This window comes from Collinsella sp. LCP19S3_A7, assembly GCF_052121995.1.
Taxonomy (GTDB): domain Bacteria; phylum Actinomycetota; class Coriobacteriia; order Coriobacteriales; family Coriobacteriaceae; genus Collinsella.
In genome coordinates this window covers 109,459-130,026 of record NZ_JBQKDE010000005.1, presented here as the reverse complement: position 1 = coordinate 130,026, position 20,568 = coordinate 109,459, and the positions used below count along the sequence as shown (strand labels likewise).

At 61.7% G+C, this 20,568-nt stretch carries 18 protein-coding genes; 16 read left to right on the top strand and 2 right to left on the bottom strand.

The window, feature by feature from the left end:
• Positions 1-247: 247 nt before the first annotated feature.
• The 6 genes from ACTQV3_RS04010 to ACTQV3_RS03985 all read left to right on the top strand — a co-directional run bounded on the left by ACTQV3_RS04010 (position 248) and on the right by ACTQV3_RS03985 (position 6,571).
• Positions 248-643, top strand: a complete 396-nt coding sequence (locus ACTQV3_RS04010; protein ID WP_229770663.1) for a helix-turn-helix domain-containing protein — start codon at positions 248-250, stop codon at positions 641-643.
• Positions 644-929: 286 nt separating this feature from the next.
• Entirely contained in the window at positions 930-3,812 is a 2,883-nt protein-coding gene (locus tag ACTQV3_RS04005) for a proton-conducting transporter transmembrane domain-containing protein (protein WP_441067470.1), read from the top strand.
• 12 nt (positions 3,813-3,824) lie between these two features.
• Positions 3,825-4,418, top strand: a complete 594-nt coding sequence (locus ACTQV3_RS04000) for an NADH-quinone oxidoreductase subunit B family protein (protein ID WP_154516632.1) — start codon at positions 3,825-3,827, stop codon at positions 4,416-4,418.
• Positions 4,418-5,128, top strand: a complete 711-nt coding sequence (locus ACTQV3_RS03995) for an NADH-quinone oxidoreductase subunit C (protein ID WP_441067468.1) — start codon at positions 4,418-4,420, stop codon at positions 5,126-5,128. Before ACTQV3_RS04000 ends, ACTQV3_RS03995 begins: the two co-directional genes overlap by 1 nt.
• A 5-nt stretch (positions 5,129-5,133) precedes the next feature.
• Complete coding sequence (locus ACTQV3_RS03990; RefSeq protein ID WP_441067466.1) at positions 5,134-6,222, top strand: hydrogenase large subunit; 1,089 nt, start codon at positions 5,134-5,136, stop codon at positions 6,220-6,222.
• A gap of 7 nt (positions 6,223-6,229) precedes the next feature.
• Complete coding sequence (locus ACTQV3_RS03985; protein WP_441067464.1) at positions 6,230-6,571, top strand: 4Fe-4S dicluster domain-containing protein; 342 nt, start codon at positions 6,230-6,232, stop codon at positions 6,569-6,571.
• Between the two features lie 787 nt (positions 6,572-7,358).
• Here ACTQV3_RS03985 and ACTQV3_RS03980 read toward each other — a convergent pair.
• Together ACTQV3_RS03980 and ACTQV3_RS03975 are read right to left on the bottom strand one after the other, a co-directional pair.
• A complete protein-coding gene (locus ACTQV3_RS03980; protein WP_441054772.1) occupies positions 7,359-7,988 on the bottom strand; it encodes a response regulator in 630 nt (209 codons plus the stop codon).
• The gene (locus tag ACTQV3_RS03975; protein ID WP_441067463.1) at positions 7,985-9,130 is read right to left on the bottom strand and encodes a sensor histidine kinase; all 1,146 of its coding nucleotides are present in this window, start codon (positions 9,128-9,130) and stop codon (positions 7,985-7,987) included. The genes ACTQV3_RS03980 and ACTQV3_RS03975 overlap by 4 nt, the downstream gene beginning before the upstream one ends.
• A 166-nt stretch (positions 9,131-9,296) precedes the next feature.
• Between ACTQV3_RS03975 and ACTQV3_RS03970 the strand changes: the two genes are divergently transcribed.
• The 10 genes from ACTQV3_RS03970 (at position 9,297) to ACTQV3_RS03925 (ending at position 20,344) form a co-directional block, all read left to right on the top strand.
• Positions 9,297-10,235 carry an ATP-binding cassette domain-containing protein gene (locus ACTQV3_RS03970; protein ID WP_441067461.1) on the top strand — a complete coding sequence of 313 codons (939 nt, stop codon included), beginning with the start codon at positions 9,297-9,299 and terminating at the stop codon, positions 10,233-10,235.
• 9 nt (positions 10,236-10,244) lie between these two features.
• Complete coding sequence (locus tag ACTQV3_RS03965; RefSeq protein WP_441067459.1) at positions 10,245-11,432, top strand: ABC transporter permease; 1,188 nt, start codon at positions 10,245-10,247, stop codon at positions 11,430-11,432.
• On the top strand, positions 11,419-12,624 hold the full coding sequence (locus ACTQV3_RS03960; RefSeq protein ID WP_441067457.1) for an ABC transporter permease: 1,206 nt from the start codon (positions 11,419-11,421) through the stop codon (positions 12,622-12,624). The genes ACTQV3_RS03965 and ACTQV3_RS03960 overlap by 14 nt, the downstream gene beginning before the upstream one ends.
• A 346-nt stretch (positions 12,625-12,970) precedes the next feature.
• Positions 12,971-14,176, top strand: a complete 1,206-nt coding sequence (locus tag ACTQV3_RS03955; RefSeq protein WP_427727237.1) for a DUF362 domain-containing protein — start codon at positions 12,971-12,973, stop codon at positions 14,174-14,176.
• Between the two features lie 384 nt (positions 14,177-14,560).
• Positions 14,561-15,244 (top strand): PAQR family membrane homeostasis protein TrhA, encoded by a 684-nt coding sequence (gene trhA, locus ACTQV3_RS03950; protein ID WP_427747617.1) that lies wholly within the window; start codon positions 14,561-14,563, stop codon positions 15,242-15,244.
• Between the two features lie 114 nt (positions 15,245-15,358).
• Complete coding sequence (locus ACTQV3_RS03945) at positions 15,359-16,747, top strand: hemolysin family protein (protein ID WP_441067455.1); 1,389 nt, start codon at positions 15,359-15,361, stop codon at positions 16,745-16,747.
• A 9-nt stretch (positions 16,748-16,756) separates the two neighbouring features.
• Positions 16,757-17,584, top strand: coding sequence for a cyanophycin synthetase family protein (locus ACTQV3_RS03940; RefSeq protein WP_427718075.1), 828 nt, complete (start codon positions 16,757-16,759; stop codon positions 17,582-17,584).
• A gap of 136 nt (positions 17,585-17,720) precedes the next feature.
• Positions 17,721-18,110, top strand: a complete 390-nt coding sequence (locus ACTQV3_RS03935; protein WP_154516595.1) for a YtxH domain-containing protein — start codon at positions 17,721-17,723, stop codon at positions 18,108-18,110.
• Positions 18,110-18,865 carry a PRC-barrel domain containing protein gene (locus ACTQV3_RS03930; RefSeq protein ID WP_441067453.1) on the top strand — a complete coding sequence of 252 codons (756 nt, stop codon included), beginning with the start codon at positions 18,110-18,112 and terminating at the stop codon, positions 18,863-18,865. Before ACTQV3_RS03935 ends, ACTQV3_RS03930 begins: the two co-directional genes overlap by 1 nt.
• Before the next feature lie 72 nt (positions 18,866-18,937).
• The gene (locus ACTQV3_RS03925; RefSeq protein WP_441067451.1) at positions 18,938-20,344 is read left to right on the top strand and encodes a polysaccharide deacetylase family protein; all 1,407 of its coding nucleotides are present in this window, start codon (positions 18,938-18,940) and stop codon (positions 20,342-20,344) included.
• Positions 20,345-20,568 lie beyond the last annotated feature (224 nt).

The following is a 20,568-nucleotide window of genomic DNA, read 5'->3' as shown; positions in this document are numbered from 1 at the left end:
GTGCCCCCCTTCGTCGGTGATTTGTTGTTTAGTCGCTAGAAATCATATGACGGGGCGCGGGCCGTGTTCCGCTATGCGGTTGTCAATTTGCGAAAGAAATTATGCGTCACCAAATTGGTGTCAAATTCCCAGATAGCGCCGCGTCTATTTTAATTAACTGCTTTGAGCAAACAGTAAAATGCTACTATCTAACTTGCACGTAAGAAAGCAATTTAACGTTTAAGGCTAAGAAGTAGAAGTGGCAGGTATGTCAGAAACAACAAGGACTCGCACGCATGCGCCCGAGATTAGGCAGCGCGCTGTCGAGATCCTCCAAGAAGGGGTCGGCCATCGCGCGCTCGCCGCAGAGCTTGGCATCCCCCAGGCCACAGCCCGTCAGTGGGCCCGTGCGTATGCCGTGGGCGGCGCCGACGCCGTTCTCAATGCGGGCTCTCATCACCACACATACTCGTTTGACGTTAAGCTTGCCGTGGTTAAGGACCGCTTGGAACATGGTCTGACGGTGCGTGAGGTCATGGTCAAGCACAAGATCCCCAGCGAGTCTTCGGTTAAAGCTTGGTGCCGACAGTATCGCGACGGTGGCGAGGCCGCCTTGGTCGATAAGCCGCGGGGTCGTAAACCGCGCGTTAAAAAGGCGGAATAGCGAACGGGATGGTGCGTCCGCAGGGGCGCATTTTTCTTGCCGCGCCAACTTTTTGGACCGCCGCGAGTCTATCGGGACATCCTTTAAAGTGGTCAATAAACCGCGCGCAGTGGCCCGTGCGCCCGCCGCTACGAGAGGGGGAGCGTCGCCTCTCTACTCCAAAGCGGACATGTCCTTACCCCATACGCCTAAAACTCCCCAGTTGACCGAAAACCTGCCGCCTGAACTCCCAATTTGAGCTATAACGTTAAATAATTGCAGCGTTTTTGCATGGGGGAGTGATGGTATGACGCTACTGTATTTCCTTACCCTGTTTCCGCTGGTACCGGCGATGGGCATGCTGCTCGCGCGCAGTGACCGAGCCCGCGATGCGGTAGGGCTTGTAGGCTCCGGCATTATTATGGCGGTGACCGTTGTAGTTGCCGTCTTATTTTTTGGCACGGGTCCGCAGGGCTTTGAGGTTGCCCCCGGCACCTCGCATGTGCTCTCGATCATCAGCTCCGTCATCGACGTAATTCTGTGCGCCGTCATCCTGTACAACGCGTTCAAATATAGGAACGCGCTTACCGGTGTGCTCGGCGTGGTGCAGCTGGTGGGTTCGGTTGCCTTCGCTGCCATGACGCTGCCCACGGCCGAGGTCTTCACCGCCACGCCGCTCTACCTGGACTATATGAGCGTGATCATGGTGCTCGCCGTTGGCATTGTCGGCAGCCTGATCTGCGTGTATGCCCTGGGCTACATGAAGGACTTCCAGGCGCACGATGAGCACGAGGCCGCGCTGCGTGGGCAGACCGCGCCCGACCGACGCCCGCAGTTCCTGGCGCTTATGTTCCTGTTCCTTTCGGCCATGTTCGTCATCGTGACGAGCGACAACCTGGAGTGGCTGTTCTGCGGCTGGGAAATCACCACCGTGTGCTCGTTTCTTATGATTGGCTATACGCGCACGCCCGAGGCCATCAAAAACGCCTTTACCCAGATCATCCTCAACATGCTGGGCGGCATCGCGTTTTTGGCGGGCCTTATGTTCCTGCACGTCAACGGCGTACCGCTGACCATTTCGGGCATGATCGAGCTTTCCGGCGCCGGAACCGCGCAATCCGCGCTGCTGGTGCTGCCGGTCGTCTTGCTGTCGATCGCCGCGCTTACCAAGGCCGCACAGATGCCGTTCCACACCTGGCTGCTCGGCGCCATGGTCGCCCCCACGCCCACGAGCGCCCTGCTGCACTCGTCCACCATGGTCAAGGCCGGCGTGTTTTTGATGGTCAAGCTGAGCCCGCTGTACGCCACCTATCCTGTGACCGGCTTTATGGTCACGAGCGTGGGCGCCATCACGTTTTTGCTCGCCGCCCTCATGGCCATCTCGCAGAGCAATGCCAAGCGTGTGCTCGCGTACTCCACCATTTCCAACCTGGGCCTCATCAGTGCCTGCCTGGGTGTCGGCGCGCCCGAGGCCGTGTGGGCCGCCATCTTCTTGATCTTGTTCCATACGGTGGCAAAGTCGCTGCTGTTCCTGTGCGTGGGCACGGCCGAGCATCATATCGGCAGCCGCAATATCGAGGACATGGACGGCATGTTCAGCCGCATGCCGCACCTGACGCGCCTGATGATGCTGGGCATCATGGGCATGTTCGTGGCGCCGTTTGGCATGCTCGTGTCTAAGTGGGGCGCCCTGGTGGCGTTTGCGCAGACCGGCAATGTGCTCATGATCATGGTGCTGGCCTTTGGCTCGGCCGCGACGTTCTTCTTCTGGGGCAAGTGGCTCGCCAAGCTCTCGGGCGTGGATTCTACGGCCGAAAACGTGGAGGGCAATGTCCATAAGACCGAATGGATAGCGCTCAACACTATCGCCGCGCTGCTGATTCTGTGCTGTGTAGCGTTCCCGATTATCTCGAGCGGTCTGGTGTCGCCTTACTTGGCCATGGTGTTTGGCCGCGTGCCGTATGTTATTGGCAAGGATGCCATGTATCTAATGGTGGTTATCGTGGCTTTTATCGCCGTGGTGCTGCTGACTTCATTCCGCGTGAGCAACAAACCGCATGTAAACGTATATCTTTCGGGCGTGGGAACCGACAATTACCGTCATTTCCGCGGCTCGATGGGACACGAGGTGAAGGCCGAAAAGCGCAATTGGTACCTGGAGGACGCCCTTGGCGAGAAGCGCATTGGCCCCGCGGGCAGCATCGTGTGCTGCAGCATCATCCTGTTCGCGCTGCTATGCTGCGTATGGATTGGTCCCGATACGCTCGCCATGGGCGAGCCCTCGGTGCTGCGCGGCAAGTATTTCGAAGGCTCGGGCGTCGTGGGCATCTTTATAGGCACCGTGGCGTTTGCCCTGCTGGCGCCTTTGGTTGGTGGCCTGATCGACGGCATCGACCGCAAGCTGTCCGCCCGCATGCAGGGCCGCGTGGGACCGCGTCTGCTGCAACCGTTCTACGATGTAGCCAAGCTCCTGCGCAAAGCCCCTGCCAGCGTAAATACCGTGGACGATACCTACATGGCGTGCGCGCTCGTCTTTACCGTGGTGGGCGGCGGCATCTTTGTGTCGGGTTCCAACACACTGTTATGCGCCTTTATGGTTACCCTCGCTGCGATCTTTGTGGTACTGGCGTCCGCCTCGACGCAAAGCCCGTTTGCCCAGGTCGGCGCCGACCGCGAGCTGCTGCAGGTCATGAGTTACGAGCCCGCCGTTTTGCTGATGAGTGTGGGCCTGTACCTTGCCACCGACAGCTTCGATTCCATCGCCGTGACGGGGCAGTCGGCCCCCATCATCGTGTACAGCGCGCCCATCTTCCTCGCGCTGCTCGCGGTGCTTACCATCAAGCTGCGCAAGTCGCCGTTTGACCTTTCGTACTCGCATCACGCGCATCAGGAGATCGTCCAGGGCGTCGCTACCGAGATGAGCGGCGGCACGCTGGCCAAGATGACCCTTATGCACTGGTGCGAGACCGTGCTGTTTTTGATGTGGGTGGGCATGTTCTTTGTTTGGGACAACCCGGTGAGCTGGGTCGTCGCCCTGGTCGTTATGGTCATGACGTATTTTGTCGAGGTACTGATCGATAACACCTTCGCCCGTAGCACCTGGCGCAGCTGCTTTAAGCTCGGCTGGGGTGTGGCGCTGGTGTTTGGCCTGCTCAACCTTATGCCCATCCTCGTCGACGTGTTTATTTAGGAGGCGGCATCCATGGATCATAAAATGTCGCGCTCGCCGTGGGTTATTCATTACGACGGCTCGAGCTGCAACGGATGCGATATCGAGGTGCTGGCCTCGCTCACGCCGCTGTTCGATGCGGAGCGCTTTGGCGTGGTCAACACCGGCAACCCCAAACATGCGGACATCTTTTTGGTGACGGGGTCGGTCAACGCCCAGAACTTGCCCGTCGTGCGCCAGATTTACAACCAGATGCTCGAGCCCAAGTGCGTGGTGGCGTGCGGCATCTGCGCGTGCTCGGGCGGCGTGTTCCGCGATGCGTACAACGTGATCGGTGGCGTGGACCGCGCGATTCCCGTGGATGTGTACGCGCCCGGATGCGCCATTCGCCCCGAGACGGTGATCGACGCCATTGTGGAGGCGTGCGGCATTCTGGACCAGAAGGAGGCCGTGATGCGCGCCGGCGGCGACCCGCTTACTGTGGGCGGTGCCGCTACCTGGGATGGTGGTGTTGAGCTGGGCGAGGACGGATTTGTGGCCCCGGCTGAGGCCGGCGACGCGCCCGCCGCTGGCGACGCACCTGCTGGGACGCCCGCCGCGTCCGCCGCTGCAAGGGGGGCCGAGTAATGCAAAAGGCAATCTATACCACCGTCGAGCTCGATGCGCTGCTGTCGCATGTCCAGGCGCTCAAGGGTGCCGGTGCCCGCTTTGTGCAGATGCACGCCGAGCGCAATGTGGACGACGGCACGTATCGCTTGGTCTATACGTTCATCAACGTTCGTGCTGCCCAGGAGCAGATCGCGCAGGACGGCAGCTATGCGATTGAGAACCTGGTGGTTGAGGGCATCGACCAGTACCAGGAGATTCCGTCCATCAGCTCGTACTACCCTGCGGTGTTCCCGTTTGAAAATGAGGCACACGACCTGTTTGGGCTTGCCATTACCGACATGCAGATTGACTTTAAGGGCTTTTTCTACCAGGTCTCGACTGCCGAGCCCATGAGCGTCATCACGCCCGAGGTTAAGGCTGCGCGCGAGAAGGCCATGAAGGTCCGTGCCGCTGCCGAGGCCAAGGCGCGCAAAGCCGCGGCCGAGAAGGCCGCCGCTGCCGCGGCCGCTGCGGGGGAGGGCACTGGCGATGCTGCGGGCGCTGCCGTCGCTCAGCCCGCTGCGGCTGCCGGCTCCGATGCTCAGCATGACGAGGCTGCCGCCAAGGCCGCGCTCAAGGCTGCCGAGATGGAGGCAAAGCTCGCCGCCATGGATCCCGAGAAAGCGGCCAAGGTTCGCGCGGCGCTTGCCGCCAAAGCCGCCCGCGATAAGCAAAAAAAGGAGGCGTAAGGTCCATGGCACATCGCTCCGTTATTCCGTTTGGCCCGCAGCACCCGGTGCTGCCCGAGCCGCTTCACCTGGACCTGGTGCTCGAGGACGACCGCGTTATCGAGGCAATTCCGCAGATCGGCTTTGTGCACCGCGGACTCGAGAAGCTCACCGAAAAGCGTGACATGCACCAGTTTGGCTACATCGCCGAGCGCATCTGCGGCATTTGCGCCGTGGGTCACAGCTGCGGCTATGCCAGCGCCTGCGAGCGCATGCTCGATATCGAGGTGCCTGGCCGCGTGCAGTATATTCGCACCATTTTGCACGAGCTTTCGCGCATTCACTCGCACCTGCTGTGGCTGGGCCTGCTCGCCGATGCCTTTGGCTTCGAGGCGCTGTTCTATCGTTCGTGGACCCTGCGCGAGCAGATTCTCAAGATCTTTGAGAGCACGTGTGGCGGTCGCGTGATTCTGTCGATTAACGAGATCGGCGGCCTTAAGCATGACATTGAGGACTCCGAGCTGGCGGGCATTGCCCAGACGCTCGATGCCATGCGCCCCGACTACGAGGCCCTGGTGCATACGTTTTTGGACGACAACAGCTGCGGCGAGCGCCTGCATGGCGTGGGCGTGATCAGCAAGAAAGACGCGCTGGACCTGTCGATGGTCGGTCCGTTTGGGCGCGCCTCGGGCGTGGACTACGACGTGCGCATGTTTGGCGACGGTGCCTATGCGGACCTGGCTGCGTTTGAGCCCGTCGTTGCTACCGATGGCGACTGCTATGCCCGCTGCCAGGTGCGTTGCGCCGAGGTCACGCAGGCCATGGACATCATTAAGGAGCTTGTGGGCAAGATTCCGCACGACGGCATCGGCGGGCGCACCAAGCTTACGCCGGCCGACGGCGCACGCGGCGAGGTTGTGATTGAGCAACCGCGCGGCGAGGCGTACTACTATGTGCGCGGTAACGGCACCAAGAATTTGGACCGTTTCCGTGTGCGCACGCCGACGTCGCAAAACCTGGCGGGCCTGACGCATGCACTGCAGGGCGTGCTCATTGCCAACGTGCCCATGATTATCCTGACCATCGACCCCTGCATTAGTTGCACGGAAAGGTAGGCGCGGCATGAGTTTGATGACATTTGCCAAGACGGCCTTGGGCTCTATGGTCAAGCAACCGGTCACGGTGTGCTATCCGCAGGAGGAGCTGACGGTGCCCGAGCGCCTGCGCGGGCATATCGTCAACGATATGGACGTGTGCATCTGCTGCGGTATGTGCGCACGTCGCTGCCCGGCGGGCGCGCTTGCGGTCGATCGCAAGGGTGGTACCTGGTCGATCGACCCGTACGCTTGCGTGGTGTGTGGCGAGTGCATCGAGAGCTGCCCCAAGCACTGCCTGACTATGGACACCGCCCGTACTCCAGTTGCGGCGAACAAGACTCCCACGGTAGAAACCAAGCCGGAGTAGCGCTGGAATAGGGGCCGGTGGGGCAAAAATGCCCCACCGGCCCCGCGCTTAAACGCGCGGCTAGGCTGCCGTTAACAAAACTATGCCGGTTTACGGGGCTGGATAGCGAACCTCCGACCATACAGAAAATTGCAAAAACAAAACCGCAGGTAGACAGCCTGCCGTTTTCCAAAAAATGAAGGTATGGATGAGGGTCCCGACTTTAGCTCCGTAATCCGGCATGGTTTTGAAATGGCACCATATCCGTAACAGCCTTTGATCTCCCGTGGACGGAGGAAAACGGACCATTTTGGCCTTGCGAGGGCTGCCTCGTGACCCGTCTGCCACGAAATGGGCCTATCTACTACGTTTAAGCCGTCGCCCTCAACCATGGCAAATAATGCGAAATAAAAACCGCAGGTAAAACTCCTGTGGTTTTTCATGAAACGCGGTTATGGTCGGGGGTGCAGGACTAAACGTAGTAGATGGGCCGATTTCGTGGCGGGCGCCGTCAGCCGATCTCCGCGGGCGGAAGAAAACGGATCACTTTGGTCCTGCGAGGCTTGCGGAGGCATTCGTGCAGGGGCGCCCGAACAAAACTATGTCGGTTTACTACGATAAATTCGACATCCCCGACCATGACTGCATTTTTCCAAATATTGCAAGCGTTCTACCTGCGGTTTTGCAAGCTCGCAATTTGCTGTGGTTGAAGGTGGGCGATTCATCGTAGTAAACTGGCATCGTTTTGAAATGGCATTAAACCGGTAGCAGACATTTTGTTATGTCGGGGCGGTCGGTCTTCGGGCAACTACCCTCGCAGGTAGGCGATGGCGATTTGGGTGCGGTTGCGCAGGCCCATTTTGGCCAGGATTGAGCTGATGTGGTTTCGCACGGTGCCTTCGCCCATATAGGCGGTGGCCGCAATCTCCTTGTTATCGAGGCCGCGGGCAATGAGCTCGGCGACCTCGAACTCGCGGTCGGTCAGGCTGACGAAGGCCGCGGGCCGGCGGGTCGTGCCCACCTCGACGCCCGCCCCATCAAAGTTGATATCTTCGATCGCCTTACCCTCGAGCACGCGTTTACCGTCCATGACCTGGGCCAACGCCGGCGGGATGGCGGCGACATCGGTTTTGATCAGGTAGCCGCGGGCACCCAGTTTGAGCGCCGACACAATGTACTCGTCATCCGAGAATGTCGTCAGAAATACCACGCGCGCCGCAGGGTCGCGCTCAAGGATCTCGCGGGCCGCCGAAAGCCCGTCGCGCCCCGGCATCTGAATGTCGAGCAGCGCAATATCGGGTGCGTGTTCGGCATAAAGAGCCACTGCGTCGTTGCCGTCGGCGCCGGTACCCACCACCTCGATCTGCGGCTGGGCGCCCAGGATTATCTTGAGCGAATCGACCACCAAGCGGTCGTCGTCGACAACGATGAGCCTCATCGGCCCTCATCTCCTTGCTGTTTGGGAACGGTGGCAAACACACGCCAGCCGCCGGTGCCGGCGCGCGGGCCGGCGGTGAAGGTGCCGCCAAGCGCCTCGACGCGCTCGCGCATGGAGCCGAGCCCCATGCCCTCTGCGGTGCCGCGGCTGCTTGCTTGGACCCCGCCCGCGCCATCGTCGGTAACGATGAGCTGGTAAAACGACGGATGCTCCATGCATCGTACGGTGACAGTATGGGCGCAAGCATGGCGTATGGCGTTGGAAAGCGCCTCGCGCAGGACCGCCGTAAAGCAGTTGGCGACATTTGCGGGCGCATGCTCGGCCAAAACCTCAAGTTCAATCTGCGGCCCGCCATCTGAGCGCGCGCCCTCCACGATGCGCTCGAGCTGTACGGAGAGATTCGCCGCGTTGTCGTTGAGCGCGTGGACGCTCGAGCGCACGAGCTGAAGCGCTTCGTCCACGGTGCGCTTGACGTCAGCGAAGTCGGCGGCGACGCCGGGCTCGTTGGCGTGGACCACGCGTAGGGCCTCGGTTTGCAGCGAGGCGCGCGTGAGCTGGTGTCCCACGTTATCGTGGATCTCGCGTGCGATGCGGGCTCGCTCGGCGAGCGTTGCGAGCTCGACCTCGTAGTCCTGGCGGTCGGCAAGGTCGCGGTTGCGCGCCTCGAGCGCGAGGGCTCGCTCCTGCAGCTCGTCGCGGGTGCGACGCATGCGCTCCTGCTCGCGCTCTAGCTGAGCGGTGCGCAGAGACAGCAAGGTGGCGGCGACTGAAAGGATGGCGGTCAACAGCAGCGCACGGGTGGGAAGCGCGCCGGCGTGGGCATATGCGACGAGTGCGCAGACAAAGATGGCGCCGGCGCCCAGCGCGACCCAAACGTGTTCACGGCGCACGTATCGCGCGATGTCATAGAGGGCGAGGGGCGCAAACGGCACAAACGACGGCACAAAGACGGTCACCATAATGTAAGCGTAGCTCGCGGCCTCACCGGCGCGGCGGGCACGTTCGCCTTGCGCAATTTCCGTAAGCGAGGCGACTGCGACGCCAAGACAAAACGCCGCGACCAAGCAAGCATCCACAGCAAGGCCCAGAGCGGCCGCGATACAGCACGCCAGCATGATCGATTTGTCGAATAGCCTGTTCATACGGGTATTGTACGCGATGGTGCGCGCGACGATTGCTCAGGTGCCGCAACCGTGACATTCCTCCCGCCCGCCCCCGCCGCACTCGTGACAAAGCTCACTGGTGCGCGCCGCCCGCACCTGCGATGATGCAATCGTACCGGGCCGAAATCAACAGAAGGGCCACCTCATGACAGACATCGTCCACGTCGAAAACCTCGTCAAGCGCTACGACGATCTTATCGCGCTCGACCACTTTAACCTGAACATCGCCCCCGGCGAGATCTTTGGCCTGCTGGGCCCCAACGGCTCGGGCAAGACCACGTCCATCAACTGCATTCTGCAGCTGCTCGCCTACGACAAAGGCACCATCGAGTTGTTCGGCGAGCCCATGACGCCCGCCCGCTACGACCTCAAGCGCCGCATCGGCGTGGTGCCGCAGCAGGTGGCGGTGTTCGACGAGCTCACGGTGCGCGAGAACATCGACTATTTCTGCAGCCTTTACGTCAACGACCGCAAACTCCGTCGTGCGCTGGTCGACGAGGCCATCGACTTTGTCGGGCTGGGCGACTTTGCCAAGTTTCGCCCCGGCAAGCTCTCGGGCGGTCTGGCGCGTCGCCTCAACATCGCCTGCGGCATCGCGCACAAGCCCGAGCTCATCTTCTTCGACGAACCCACGGTGGCCGTCGACCCGCAGAGCCGAAACGCCATCCTGGAGGGCATCTGCCGCCTGCGCGACGAAGGCGCCACGGTGGTGTATACCAGCCATTACATGGAGGAAGTCGAGCAGATCTGCAGCCGCATCATGATCATGGACGGCGGTCGCGTGCTGGCGCAGGGCACCAACGACGAGCTCAAGCGCATGATTCAGATGGGCGAGCGCGTGACCGTCGAGGTCAGCGCCGTCGAGCTCGCCACGGTCGAGCGGCTGCGCGCCCTCGAGCACGTGCTCAGCGTCGAGCTTTCCGGCGGCGAGCTCGTCTGCACCTGCGAAGCGAGCCCGCACAATCTGGTTGACATCCTCGACACGCTGCGCACCGCCGATGTGGCGCTCGGCCGCGTGTGGAGCGAGCCGCCGACCCTCAACGACGTATTCCTCGAGATCACCGGCCGCGAGCTGCGCGACTAGGGGGCGGCCATGTTCAACACCATTATCATTACGGTCAAGACGCTGTTGCGCCGGCCGAGCACGTGGGTTTGGGGCGCGATCTTTCCCGTCGCGCTTTCCACGATGTTCATGTTTATGTTTGCGAATCTGAGCTCCGACGGCACGGTCGACCCGGTGCCGGTGGCCGTCGTAGTGAATGAGGCCTGGGGCGCCTCGACCTTTAAGGACGTGGCGACGTCGCTTGCCAAGGAAGGCGACGACCAACTGCTCGAGATCCACGAGTTCGACGATGCAGTCGATGCGAACCGTGCGCTTAAGGCTGGCGAGGTCGCGGGCATCTATGCGGTCGATGCCGCGGGCACGCCCAAACTCACACTGCTTTCGAGCTATGACAGCTCGCGTGCGACGTCGGTGCTCACCGACCGCAGCATCCTGGAGACGGTGGCAAGCTCGTATACGCAAAATGCCGAGCTCATGCGCCAGATTGCCCAGGACAACCCGGCGGCGCTCGCCGACCCGGAGGTGGTTGCGCGCGCCCTGTCGCTTGAGGGCGGAACCCGCCGTGTGAGTCTGACGCGTGCCACGCCCGATGGCACGGTCATCTACTACTACGCGCTCTTTGGCCTGGTCGCGATGATGTCTGCCGAGTTTGCCGCCTTGAGCGTCGTCGACCTGCAGCCCAATCTGTCGGGCCTTGGCGCGCGTCGCTGCGTGGGCGGTCTTTCCAAGACGGCATCGCTGGCCGGTATCTTTGTGGGCTCGTGGCTGGTCTCCTTTGCTTCGATGGCGATTGCGATCGGCTACGTGCGCCTGGTCGTGGGCGTCGACTTTGGCGGGCGCGAGGGGCTGTGTCTGGTGGGTGGTGCCGTGTCCGCGCTTGCCGCGACGGGTCTGGGCCTTTTTTTGGGCACGCTTCCCGTTAAGGGCGGCAAGGCGTCCAAGTCGGGCATCCTCACGGGCTTTGCCACCACGTGTGCCCTGTTCGCCGGGCTTTATGGCGAGCCGGCGATGGCGCTTGCCGACGACGTCGCCCGCGCCTGCCCGGCCGAGAGTTGGCTCAATCCCGTCAAGCTTATCTGCGACATGTTCAACCGCTTGTATTTCTTTGAGGACCTGGGCCCCTTTGCCGTTCGTGCCGGCGCGCTGGCCCTTATGGCGCTGCTGTTCGTTGCCGCCGCCACGCTGATCTTTGGAAGGAGCCGCTATGAGCACCTTTAAGACCGCGCTTCGCATGGCGCTGGCGCACCCGTTCTACCTGCTCATCTATACGGTGTTCATCTCGCTCATGGGCGTATTCATTGCGGCATCGGTGAGCTGGAACTCGTCGCAGCTCACCGAGTACGAGCCCTACGACACCAACGTGATCGTGGTCGACCGCGACGACAGCGACCTTTCGCGGGCACTCACCAAGCACCTGGGCTCGCGCTTTGATCTGGTCACGGGTATCGGCGAGGACACCTACGACCTTGCGGACGCGCTCTCCAAGAGCAACAGTGCCAAGGGCAGCGCCGACTGCGTGTTCTTTATCCCGGAGGGGTTTGAGGACGACCTCGTTGCAGCCGCCCGTGCGGGGGAGTCCCTGCCCAAGCTTGATGTGACCTATGGCGCCGGCACCATGGCGGCGGCGCTCTCGTCTGCCGAGGCCTCGCGCTGGATCTCGCTCGCGGGCGCTGCGGCCGCACTTGATCCTACTGCCTCCGACGGTGACGTCGCCAAGGCCGCCGAGCATGCCGCCGTCAAGCGCGCGGAGGTCGAGATTGAGCAGGTCAAGGTCGACTCGACAGCCGCCGCCACGCTTGAGTCGTACTTCAACTTTGGCACGTACGCGATTATCTCGTCGGTCATCGTATCGGTGGGGCTGGTGTTCTCGGGCATGAACGAGCCCGAGCGCGTGCGCCGCATGGAGGCCGGCCCAATCTCCGAGCGCCAGCGCTCCCTTGCCGTGTTTGCGGCCGCCGCCGTGATCACCGTCTGCATCTGGTTTGTGTCGAGCATGATGGGCGTCGTGGGCTTTGCCGGCGCGGTCGCCGAGGTCGGCGTAGGTCGTGTATGCCTGGCGCTGGCGGCAACGTTTGCCCTGGCGTGCACGCCGCTGGCCGTTGGCTTTGCGTTGTCGGGCTTGGGCGCGCGCGAGGAGCTGCTCAACGGTGTGGGTAACCTGCTCGGCATGCTCATGACGTTTTTGGGCGGCGCCTGGATGCCGCTGTCGCTGATGGGCCCGGCCGTGCAGACCGTAGCGCACTTTGTGCCGACATATTGGGTGAACGACGCGATCGGCAAGGCGCTCTCGTCGGACCTGACGTCCACCGTGCTGGGAGACATCGCCTGCGATCTGGGCGTCACGGTGCTCTTTGCCGCGGCCATCGCCGCCGTAGGCCTAGCCCTCGCACGCGCCAAATCCCACGCCTAGCTACCTAGTCATTGGGTGCTCATTGGGGACAGACTTAAACGACCAAGAGTGGTCATTGGGGACAGACTTAAACGACTAGTCATCGGGGACAGTCTTTGCCGATTCGCCGGCTCGCCGGCAGGGTTGCCAAGGACTGTCCCCAGCTGCCGGCAGGAAAGGAACGTCCCTAGCTGCCAGGTGGCGAGGCACTCATTTAAGTCCGTCCCCAATGAGTGGTTTCAGTCATTTAAGTCTGTCCCCAATAAGTCTGCCCCCAATGACTAGGCGCCGTACTTGACTTTGACCCCGCTTTAACGGGTACCATCCTCTATGTCTGTAACGCCATATAGACCGAGGGGATAGATCTATGACCGCAACTTCACCCGCAGCACCCGCTAAGGTGTACTTCACCAACTTGCGTACGCATGCTCGCGAGAGCCAGCTCGACAAGCTCAAGCGCCTCATCCGCCGCGCCGGTATTGAGCAGATCGACTTTGAGAACAAGTTCGTCGCTATCAAGATTCACTTTGGCGAGCTGGGCAACCTGAGCTTTTTGCGCCCCAACTACGCCCGCGCCGTCGCGGATGTCGTGAAGGAGCTGGGTGGCAAGCCCTTCCTCACCGACTGCAACACGCTCTATGTGGGTAGTCGCAAAAACGCGCTCGAGCACATCGATACCGCCTATCAGAATGGCTTTACCCCGTATGCCACGGGCTGCCAGATCATCATCGCCGACGGCCTTAAGGGTACCGACGAGGCGCTCGTCCCGGTCGAGGGCGGCGAGTACGTGCGCGAGGCCAAGATCGGCCAGGCGCTCATGGATGCCGATATCGTGATCAGCCTCACCCACTTTAAGGGCCATGAGCAGGCCGGTTTTGGCGGCGCCATGAAGAACTTGGGCATGGGAGGCGGTAGCCGTGCGGGCAAGATGGAGCAGCATGCCGCCGGCAAGCCGAACGTCGCGACCGAGCACTGCATTGGCTGCCGTGCCTGCGAAAAGATCTGCGCGCACAACGCTATCTCGTTCGACGACACCCGCGAGCGCGAGCTTGCCAGCGGCGCTACTCGCACGGTGCACGTGGCCGCTATCGACCACGATCGCTGCGTGGGCTGCGGACGCTGCATCGGCGTGTGCAACCAGGACGCCATCAAGCCCGTCTATGACGCCGCGGCCGACGTGCTCAACTGCAAGATCGCCGAGTACACCAAGGCCGTCGTCGACGGCCGCCCGAGCTTCCACATCTCGCTTGCCATGGATATCAGCCCCAACTGTGATTGCCATCCCGAAAACGATACGCCTATCGTCAACGATATCGGCATGTTCGCGAGCTTCGACCCGGTCGCCATCGACCAGGCCTGTGCCGATGCCGTCATGGCGTCCGAGCCGCTGCCCAACACCGAGCTCACCGATAGCGCGGCCAAGATGGAGCATAACCACGAGCATCTGGAGGGCGAGCAGGCGCGTGACCCCTTCTGCATCACGCATCCCGACACCGACTGGCGCGCGTGCATCGCGCACGCCGAGAAGATCGGCCTGGGCACGAGCAAGTACGAGCTTATCGAGGTCAAATAGCGCCTAGCTATTGGACAATACAAGCGCCTTTGTGGCGTAATTCGAGCAAAAGCCGCTCGCGAGCACAGCGCTCACGGGCGGCTTTCCGGAAGTGCGGGGAAAAGTCGAATACCGCCGACCACAAGGCGTTTTTGGCAACAAAACCCCTGATAAATTGTTGGTAAAACTGCGGTCTGGTCGGCAGTTCCAGATTTTGCCGCATACTTCCGAAGGCGGGAGCCAAAACGGTCCTCCAGCGCTGTAACCAACCATGATTGTTCGCCGTTGATGCGTCAACAAGCAAAGAATGGGTAAACAAGGGGTCACGTATGGTGCAAATTTCGCACGTACCCAGACGCTTTGATATAGTGTTGAGAACTCTTTACGTTGGAGGATGTAACCGGCATGTCCGATTCGAGCGACAGTTCTAAGCCGCGACCCAAGACCGCGGCCGTTCCACACTACACGGTGGGTGAGGAGATCATGAACTCCGTCACCCATGGTGTCGGTTGCCTGCTGGGCATCGCGGGCCTGGTGCTCCTGATCGTATTTGCCGCTCTTCGCGGCGGAGGCCCGGCTCACATGGCCGCGGCGATTGTCTATGGCGTCAGCATTATCCTCGAATACCTAGCCTCTACGCTCTACCACGCGATTCAGCCCGCGCGCGCCAAGCGCGTGTTTCGCATCATCGACCACAGCTGCATCTACCTGCTCATAGCTGGCAGCTATACGCCGTTTTGCCTCATCACGCTCGCAAACGATGGCGGCCCTATGCTGTTCTTTGCCGTATGGGCCATCGCCATTATCGGCATCGCCCTCGAGTGCTTTATGCGCGAGCGTCAACCGCACTGGGTAAGCGGCCTGGTCTACCTGCTGATGGGCTGGCTCGTCGTCTTTAAGCTGCCCGAGCTCGTGTCGCTGCTCAACCCCGTGGCACTTGCCCTGCTCGCTGTCGGCGGCGTGTGCTACACCGTGGGCGTGCCGTTCTACATCGCTAAAAACGTGCGCTACCTGCACAGTGTGTTTCACTTGTGGGTGCTCGCCGGCAGTATCTTCCAGTTCATGGCGGTGATCCTCTTCGTAATCTAGCGATCATGTCTGTGCCTGCGGACCCATCCAAGCGGCCGCCGGACGCAACTGCCCTATCCGTTATCTACGCTTACTACCTAACGTCCCGAATCTTGGAGGTTCGAGAAACTCCCGATGGACATAACCATCTCCCTTATCACCACCCTCGTTTTGACCCTCATCAACGGCTACTTCTCTATGTCCGAGATGGCGCTCACCACGGCAAAGCGCGCCGTGCTGGAGCACGAGGCCGAGGAAGGCGACAAACGCGCCGAGCGCGCCGTTAAGCTGGCTGCCGACTCCGACCAGCTGCTCGCCACCATCCAGGTCGCCATCACGCTCGTGGGCTTTGCCTCGTCCGCCGTTGCTTCGACGAGCCTGTCCGACCCGCTCGCCACGTGGCTCATGAGCTTTGGCATCGCGCCGCTCTCTGCTATCGCGCGCGGACTGGCGCCGGTCATCATCACCGTTGCGGTCGCCTTCGTGTCCATCGTGATTGGCGAGCTTGTGCCCAAGCGCATTGGTCTGGCCAATGCCGAAGGCGTGTCCAAGCAGGTGGTGGGGCCGTTGTCGTTTTTCCAAAAGATCGCCCGTCCGCTCGTGTGGCTGACTGGCGCTTGCTCCGATGGTCTGGCCCGCATCCTGCGCATCAAGAGCGCCGATGATCGCCAAAACGTCTCGGAGGAAGAGATTAAGTACATGGTCTCGGAGCAGGACGACCTGCTCGACGAGGAAAAGCGTATGATCCACGAGATCTTCGACCTGGGCGATACCGTTGCCCGCGAGGTCATGGTGCCGCGCGTGGACACCACCATGTGCGAGGACGACGAGACGGTCGCCGACGTGCTGTCCACTATGCGCCAGACCGGCTTTAGCCGCATCCCCGTCTATCACGAAGATCCCGACAACGTGGCGGGCATAGCGCACATCAAGGACCTGATTCAGCCCTCGCTCGACGGCGAGGGCGACCAGCCCATCGCCGGTTATTTGCGCGACGCCACCTTTGTGCCCGACACCAAGGACATCCTGCCGCTGCTGTCCGAGATGCAGACTTCGCACGACCAGATCGTGGTGGTCGTGGACGAGTACGGCGGCACGGCTGGCATCATTACCATCGAGGACATCGTCGAGGAGATCGTGGGCGAGATCGAGGACGAGTTCGACCCCGACAACAAGTACCTCACGCGTCTTTCGCGCCGTGAGTGGCTCGTCGATGGGCGTTTTTCGTGCGATGATGCGATTGAGCTTGGTTGGCCGCTCGAGGAAAGCGATGATTATGAGACCATCGCCGGCTGGATTTTGGAACTTTGCGACTCGGTGCCCGACATCGGAGAGGTGTTTGAGGTTGCAGGGTACAAGTTCAAGGTGCAGTCGATGCGTGGCCAGCGCATCTCGCTTATTCGCGTGATCGCTCCGGCCGAAACCGATAAGAAGGATTCCGAGTCCTCGGCAGATAAGCCGGCGACGCCGGGCGCGGGCTCTGAGGACCCGCACGACGGCGACGAGTGGGGCAAGGAAGAGTAGGGGAGAGTTATGGCAGGCCTGTTCAACATCCTTAAGGTCACCGTCAGCGAGGACAAGATCTGCGCGCATGTGCTGGTGAACCCCGGCATGCCGCTCATGACCTCGGAGGACATCGAGGCCACGGCGCGCGTGTACTACCTGGTGCCCGCGATTGCCAAGCACCTGTGCCTAGGCGATTCCGGTCGTGAATTCCAGGACTGCATGGGCCAGACCGAGCTTTGCCATCTGCTGGAGCACGTGACAGTGGAGCTCATGAACGAGACCGGTCTCGCCGGCAGCATTTCGTGCGGCCGTACCCGCGTAAGCGAGCACGATGAGCGTGTCTTTGAGGTTGAGCTTTCATGCCCCGATGACGCGCTGGCCATCGGCGCGCTGTCTTCGGCGACCTTTATGATGGACTGGGCTTATCTGCACGCCGACCAGCCTGCCCCTGACGTGGAGGGCACGGTCGCGGGCCTGCGCAACCTGGTGCTGGGTATGCGCGCCGAGGCCGAGGGCAAGGATCCGCACGAGGCCATCGCCGCCGCAAACGCCGAGGACGGGGCCGAAGGCGAGGCTCCTGCCGATTCCGAACCCGGCGTCGAGGCAGCTGCTGAGGAAGCTGTCGAGTCCGAGCCCGCGGAGCCCCAGGGTGTCCCGAGCTTTGACGATGAGCTGCAGGAGGCAATCGATACCGAGGGCGCGACCGCCGAGAGCCACGAGGCCCCCGCTGCCGTCTACGGTGGCGCGGCGACGGTTCCGGCAGGCCCCGCACAGGAAGGTGCGCTTCCGCTCGTTGATGGCGCCGGCGAGGACCCGGCCGCCACGGTGGCCATGCCTGCCATACCGCAGGAGTAGGCTCACTCGCTTATCACCATCATGTACCTGCGCTTTTACCGTACGCAGATGAGCGCGACGGCAAGTGTTGCGCTGCGGGTATAATGGACAGCATTCAAACGGTGGGCATCGAGGTGCCCGCAGGAGAGGAATGATCATGGGAAAGACTTTCAGCTTTGTTTCCGGTGCGCTCTTTGGCGCTGCCGCCGGCGCTATCATCGGCGTTGCTCTGGCCCCGCGCTCGGGTGCCGAGACCCGTGCCATGGCCGCCGATATCGCCAACGATGCCTGGGACAACATGCGCGACACCTACGAGCACGGTGCCGAGGAGGCTCGTGCCGCGGTCAACGACTTTGGTCCGATGGTCGACGCCAAGACCGATGACCTGCGCGCCAAGGTCGACCTGGCCCGCGAGCGCATGGACCAGCTTCGCGAGCAGCTCAACGACGCCATCTCGGGCGGCAACGTGACGCCCGCTGCCGACGTCGTGGTCGAGAACGTCACTGAGGCCGACACCGAGGCCACGGAGCCCTCGACCGAGGCATAATGCGCGCAGGGGATTTTGTCGGCGTCAAGGTTTATCGTAAGCCTGCCGAAGACAAGCGCACCAAAAAGGACGGCACGCCGCGCAGCCCCAAAAAGCTCGGCAAGATTCACTTTCCGGTCTTTACCCCGGGCGGTACGCGCGTGGTGGGCTTTATGGTTCGCCAGTCCGATATCGCGGGCATGATCGAGCGCCCCGATCGATTTGTGGCGCTCGATGCCATCGGCGTCTATGAGGGTGCTGTTGCGGTCGACGACGTCAAGGGCACCTACGATGCCGCCGCGGCCAAGCGCCTCGATATCAACCTGGACGATTGCGTCATCTGGGTTGGCATGGACGTGCGCACGGAATCGGGCGACGTCGTGGGCTACTGCTCGGACGTTGAGTTCAAGCCGCGTTCGGGTATCGTGCAGACGTTCTACGTGACCGCCGGCACTGCCTCGAGTGTGCTGGTGGGCGACACACAGATGCCGCCGACGATGCTGCGCGGCTACGAGAACGGCGCGATGATTGTCTCGGACGAGGTCAAGTCGCTCGGGTATTCGGGTGGCGCGGCCGCCAAGGCTGCCGAGGCCAGTGTCGTGGTGGGCGATAAGGTCAAGAAGGGCGCCAAGGTGCTCGATGACAAGGGATCGGCCGCCGTGGACAAGGGCAGTCGCGCACTGGGCAAGCAGCTCGGCAAGACGCGCGGTATGTTCAAGGCCTTTAAGGACGAATATCAAAAGGCGAGCGGGGGCTCGTCAAAAGCTAGCAAATAGCGACGTACCAAATGATGGGAGGCGAGCCGGAGACATGTTGCTCCGGCTCGCTGTGTTTATGGGGGAGGGCACATGCGCCAAAACGGATCTAACTTAAACGGGCGCTCGGGTGCGCGTCCGACGGCGCGACGCGACCTGGGGCAGCTGCCCAGCGGTCAGCGTCGACGTCGCCGTAAACCCGGCGCGATGTACCTCAACCATAGCCGTGGGTTTAGCGATCGCAGCGCGCGCATCGGCAACGGGCGCTCACCGCGCCGACCGTCCCGCCTGCCCTATGCGCTCATCGCTGTCGGCTGTGCGCTCGTGCTGTTTATCGCTGCCGTCGTGGGCTATGTCAATCGCAGCGTGGACATTGTGCTCAATGGGGAGCAGGCTTCGGTGCGCGTGGGTTCCACGTTGCAGAACCTTATCGATGACCAAGGCCTGACCGACACCTACGATGCCGGCGACTTGTTGGCTGTCGACGATAGCGTGCTTACCCGCCGTGGCGGCGAAAAGCTGTCGGTGAAGGTGGACGGCAAACGGGTGAAGCAGGGCAAGTGGAATAGCCGCGAGCTGACGGGCGACGAGAAAGTGACGGTCAAAGACGGCCGCGACACGTACGAGAAGCACGAGGTCCAGGTCACGACCATTGAGCCCAAGTTGAAGGTCGAGGGCGCGGGCGCTATCGAATACGTTAAAACCTGGGGCGTTCGGGGCCGCTCCGAGGTATGGGTCGGCGAGCAGTCGGGCAAGACGCAGGACCGCGGCGAGGTCGTGCCCGCCACCGACTGTGTAGTCGAGTGCGCGAGCGTAGCGCCCAAGGGCAACGAAAAGTACGTGGCCCTGACATTTGACGAGGGTCCGAGCGGCGCGACCAAGCAGGTCTTGCAGGTGCTCAAGGAAAAGGGCGTCACGGCGACGTTCTTCCTTTCGGGCGATGCTGCGGAAGCCTCGCCCGCTACTGCCAAAGCGATTGTCGATGCCGGATGCGAGATCGGCTCCAACAGCTACAGCGATGATTCGCTCAAGGGCGAGGATCGCGAGGCGGTGCGCAAGCAGATCACGAAGGGCACCGAGGCGATTAAGTCGGCGACCGGCGTCGAGACGATGTTGCTGCGTGCTCCCTATGCCGCGTTTGACGAGCAAAACTGGATCGATGCGATGGACCTGGTGTCTGCCGTGGTCTCGTGGAATGTCGATTCGGGCGACTGGCTGCTCAACGGCGCCGACGAACAGGTTTCGACAGTGCTCGAATCGGTGACTCCGGGCAACATTGTTTTGTTCACCGATAGCGACGAGTGCTCCGAACAGACGCTCGAAGCGCTGCCGCAGATCATCGATGGCCTTGTCGCCAAGGGCTACAAGATCGTGACGCTGAGCGATTTGGTTAAGACGGATACGTCGCTGAGCAAAAAACTCACCTCGCTAACGAAGACTTCCATGCCCAAGAACGCCGTGTTTCCCCAGCTCGCCGAAGATAACGACACCGCAGACTAGTCATGGGGGACGTTCTTAAACGACTATGTCACGGATGCGTCAGCGTTTGGTATGCCTGCGATGTTTGGAGCATAAATTTGGCGTCACGGCGCGATGCTGATGCTATAGTTACTGCGGATAACAAGGGTCAAGAGAAAGGTTGCAGGTGAAATCCAAACCTCGACCATACAGTCGATGACCCCTTGCAGGTGCTTCTTGCGCATGCACGGGGTGTGAGCGCCGAG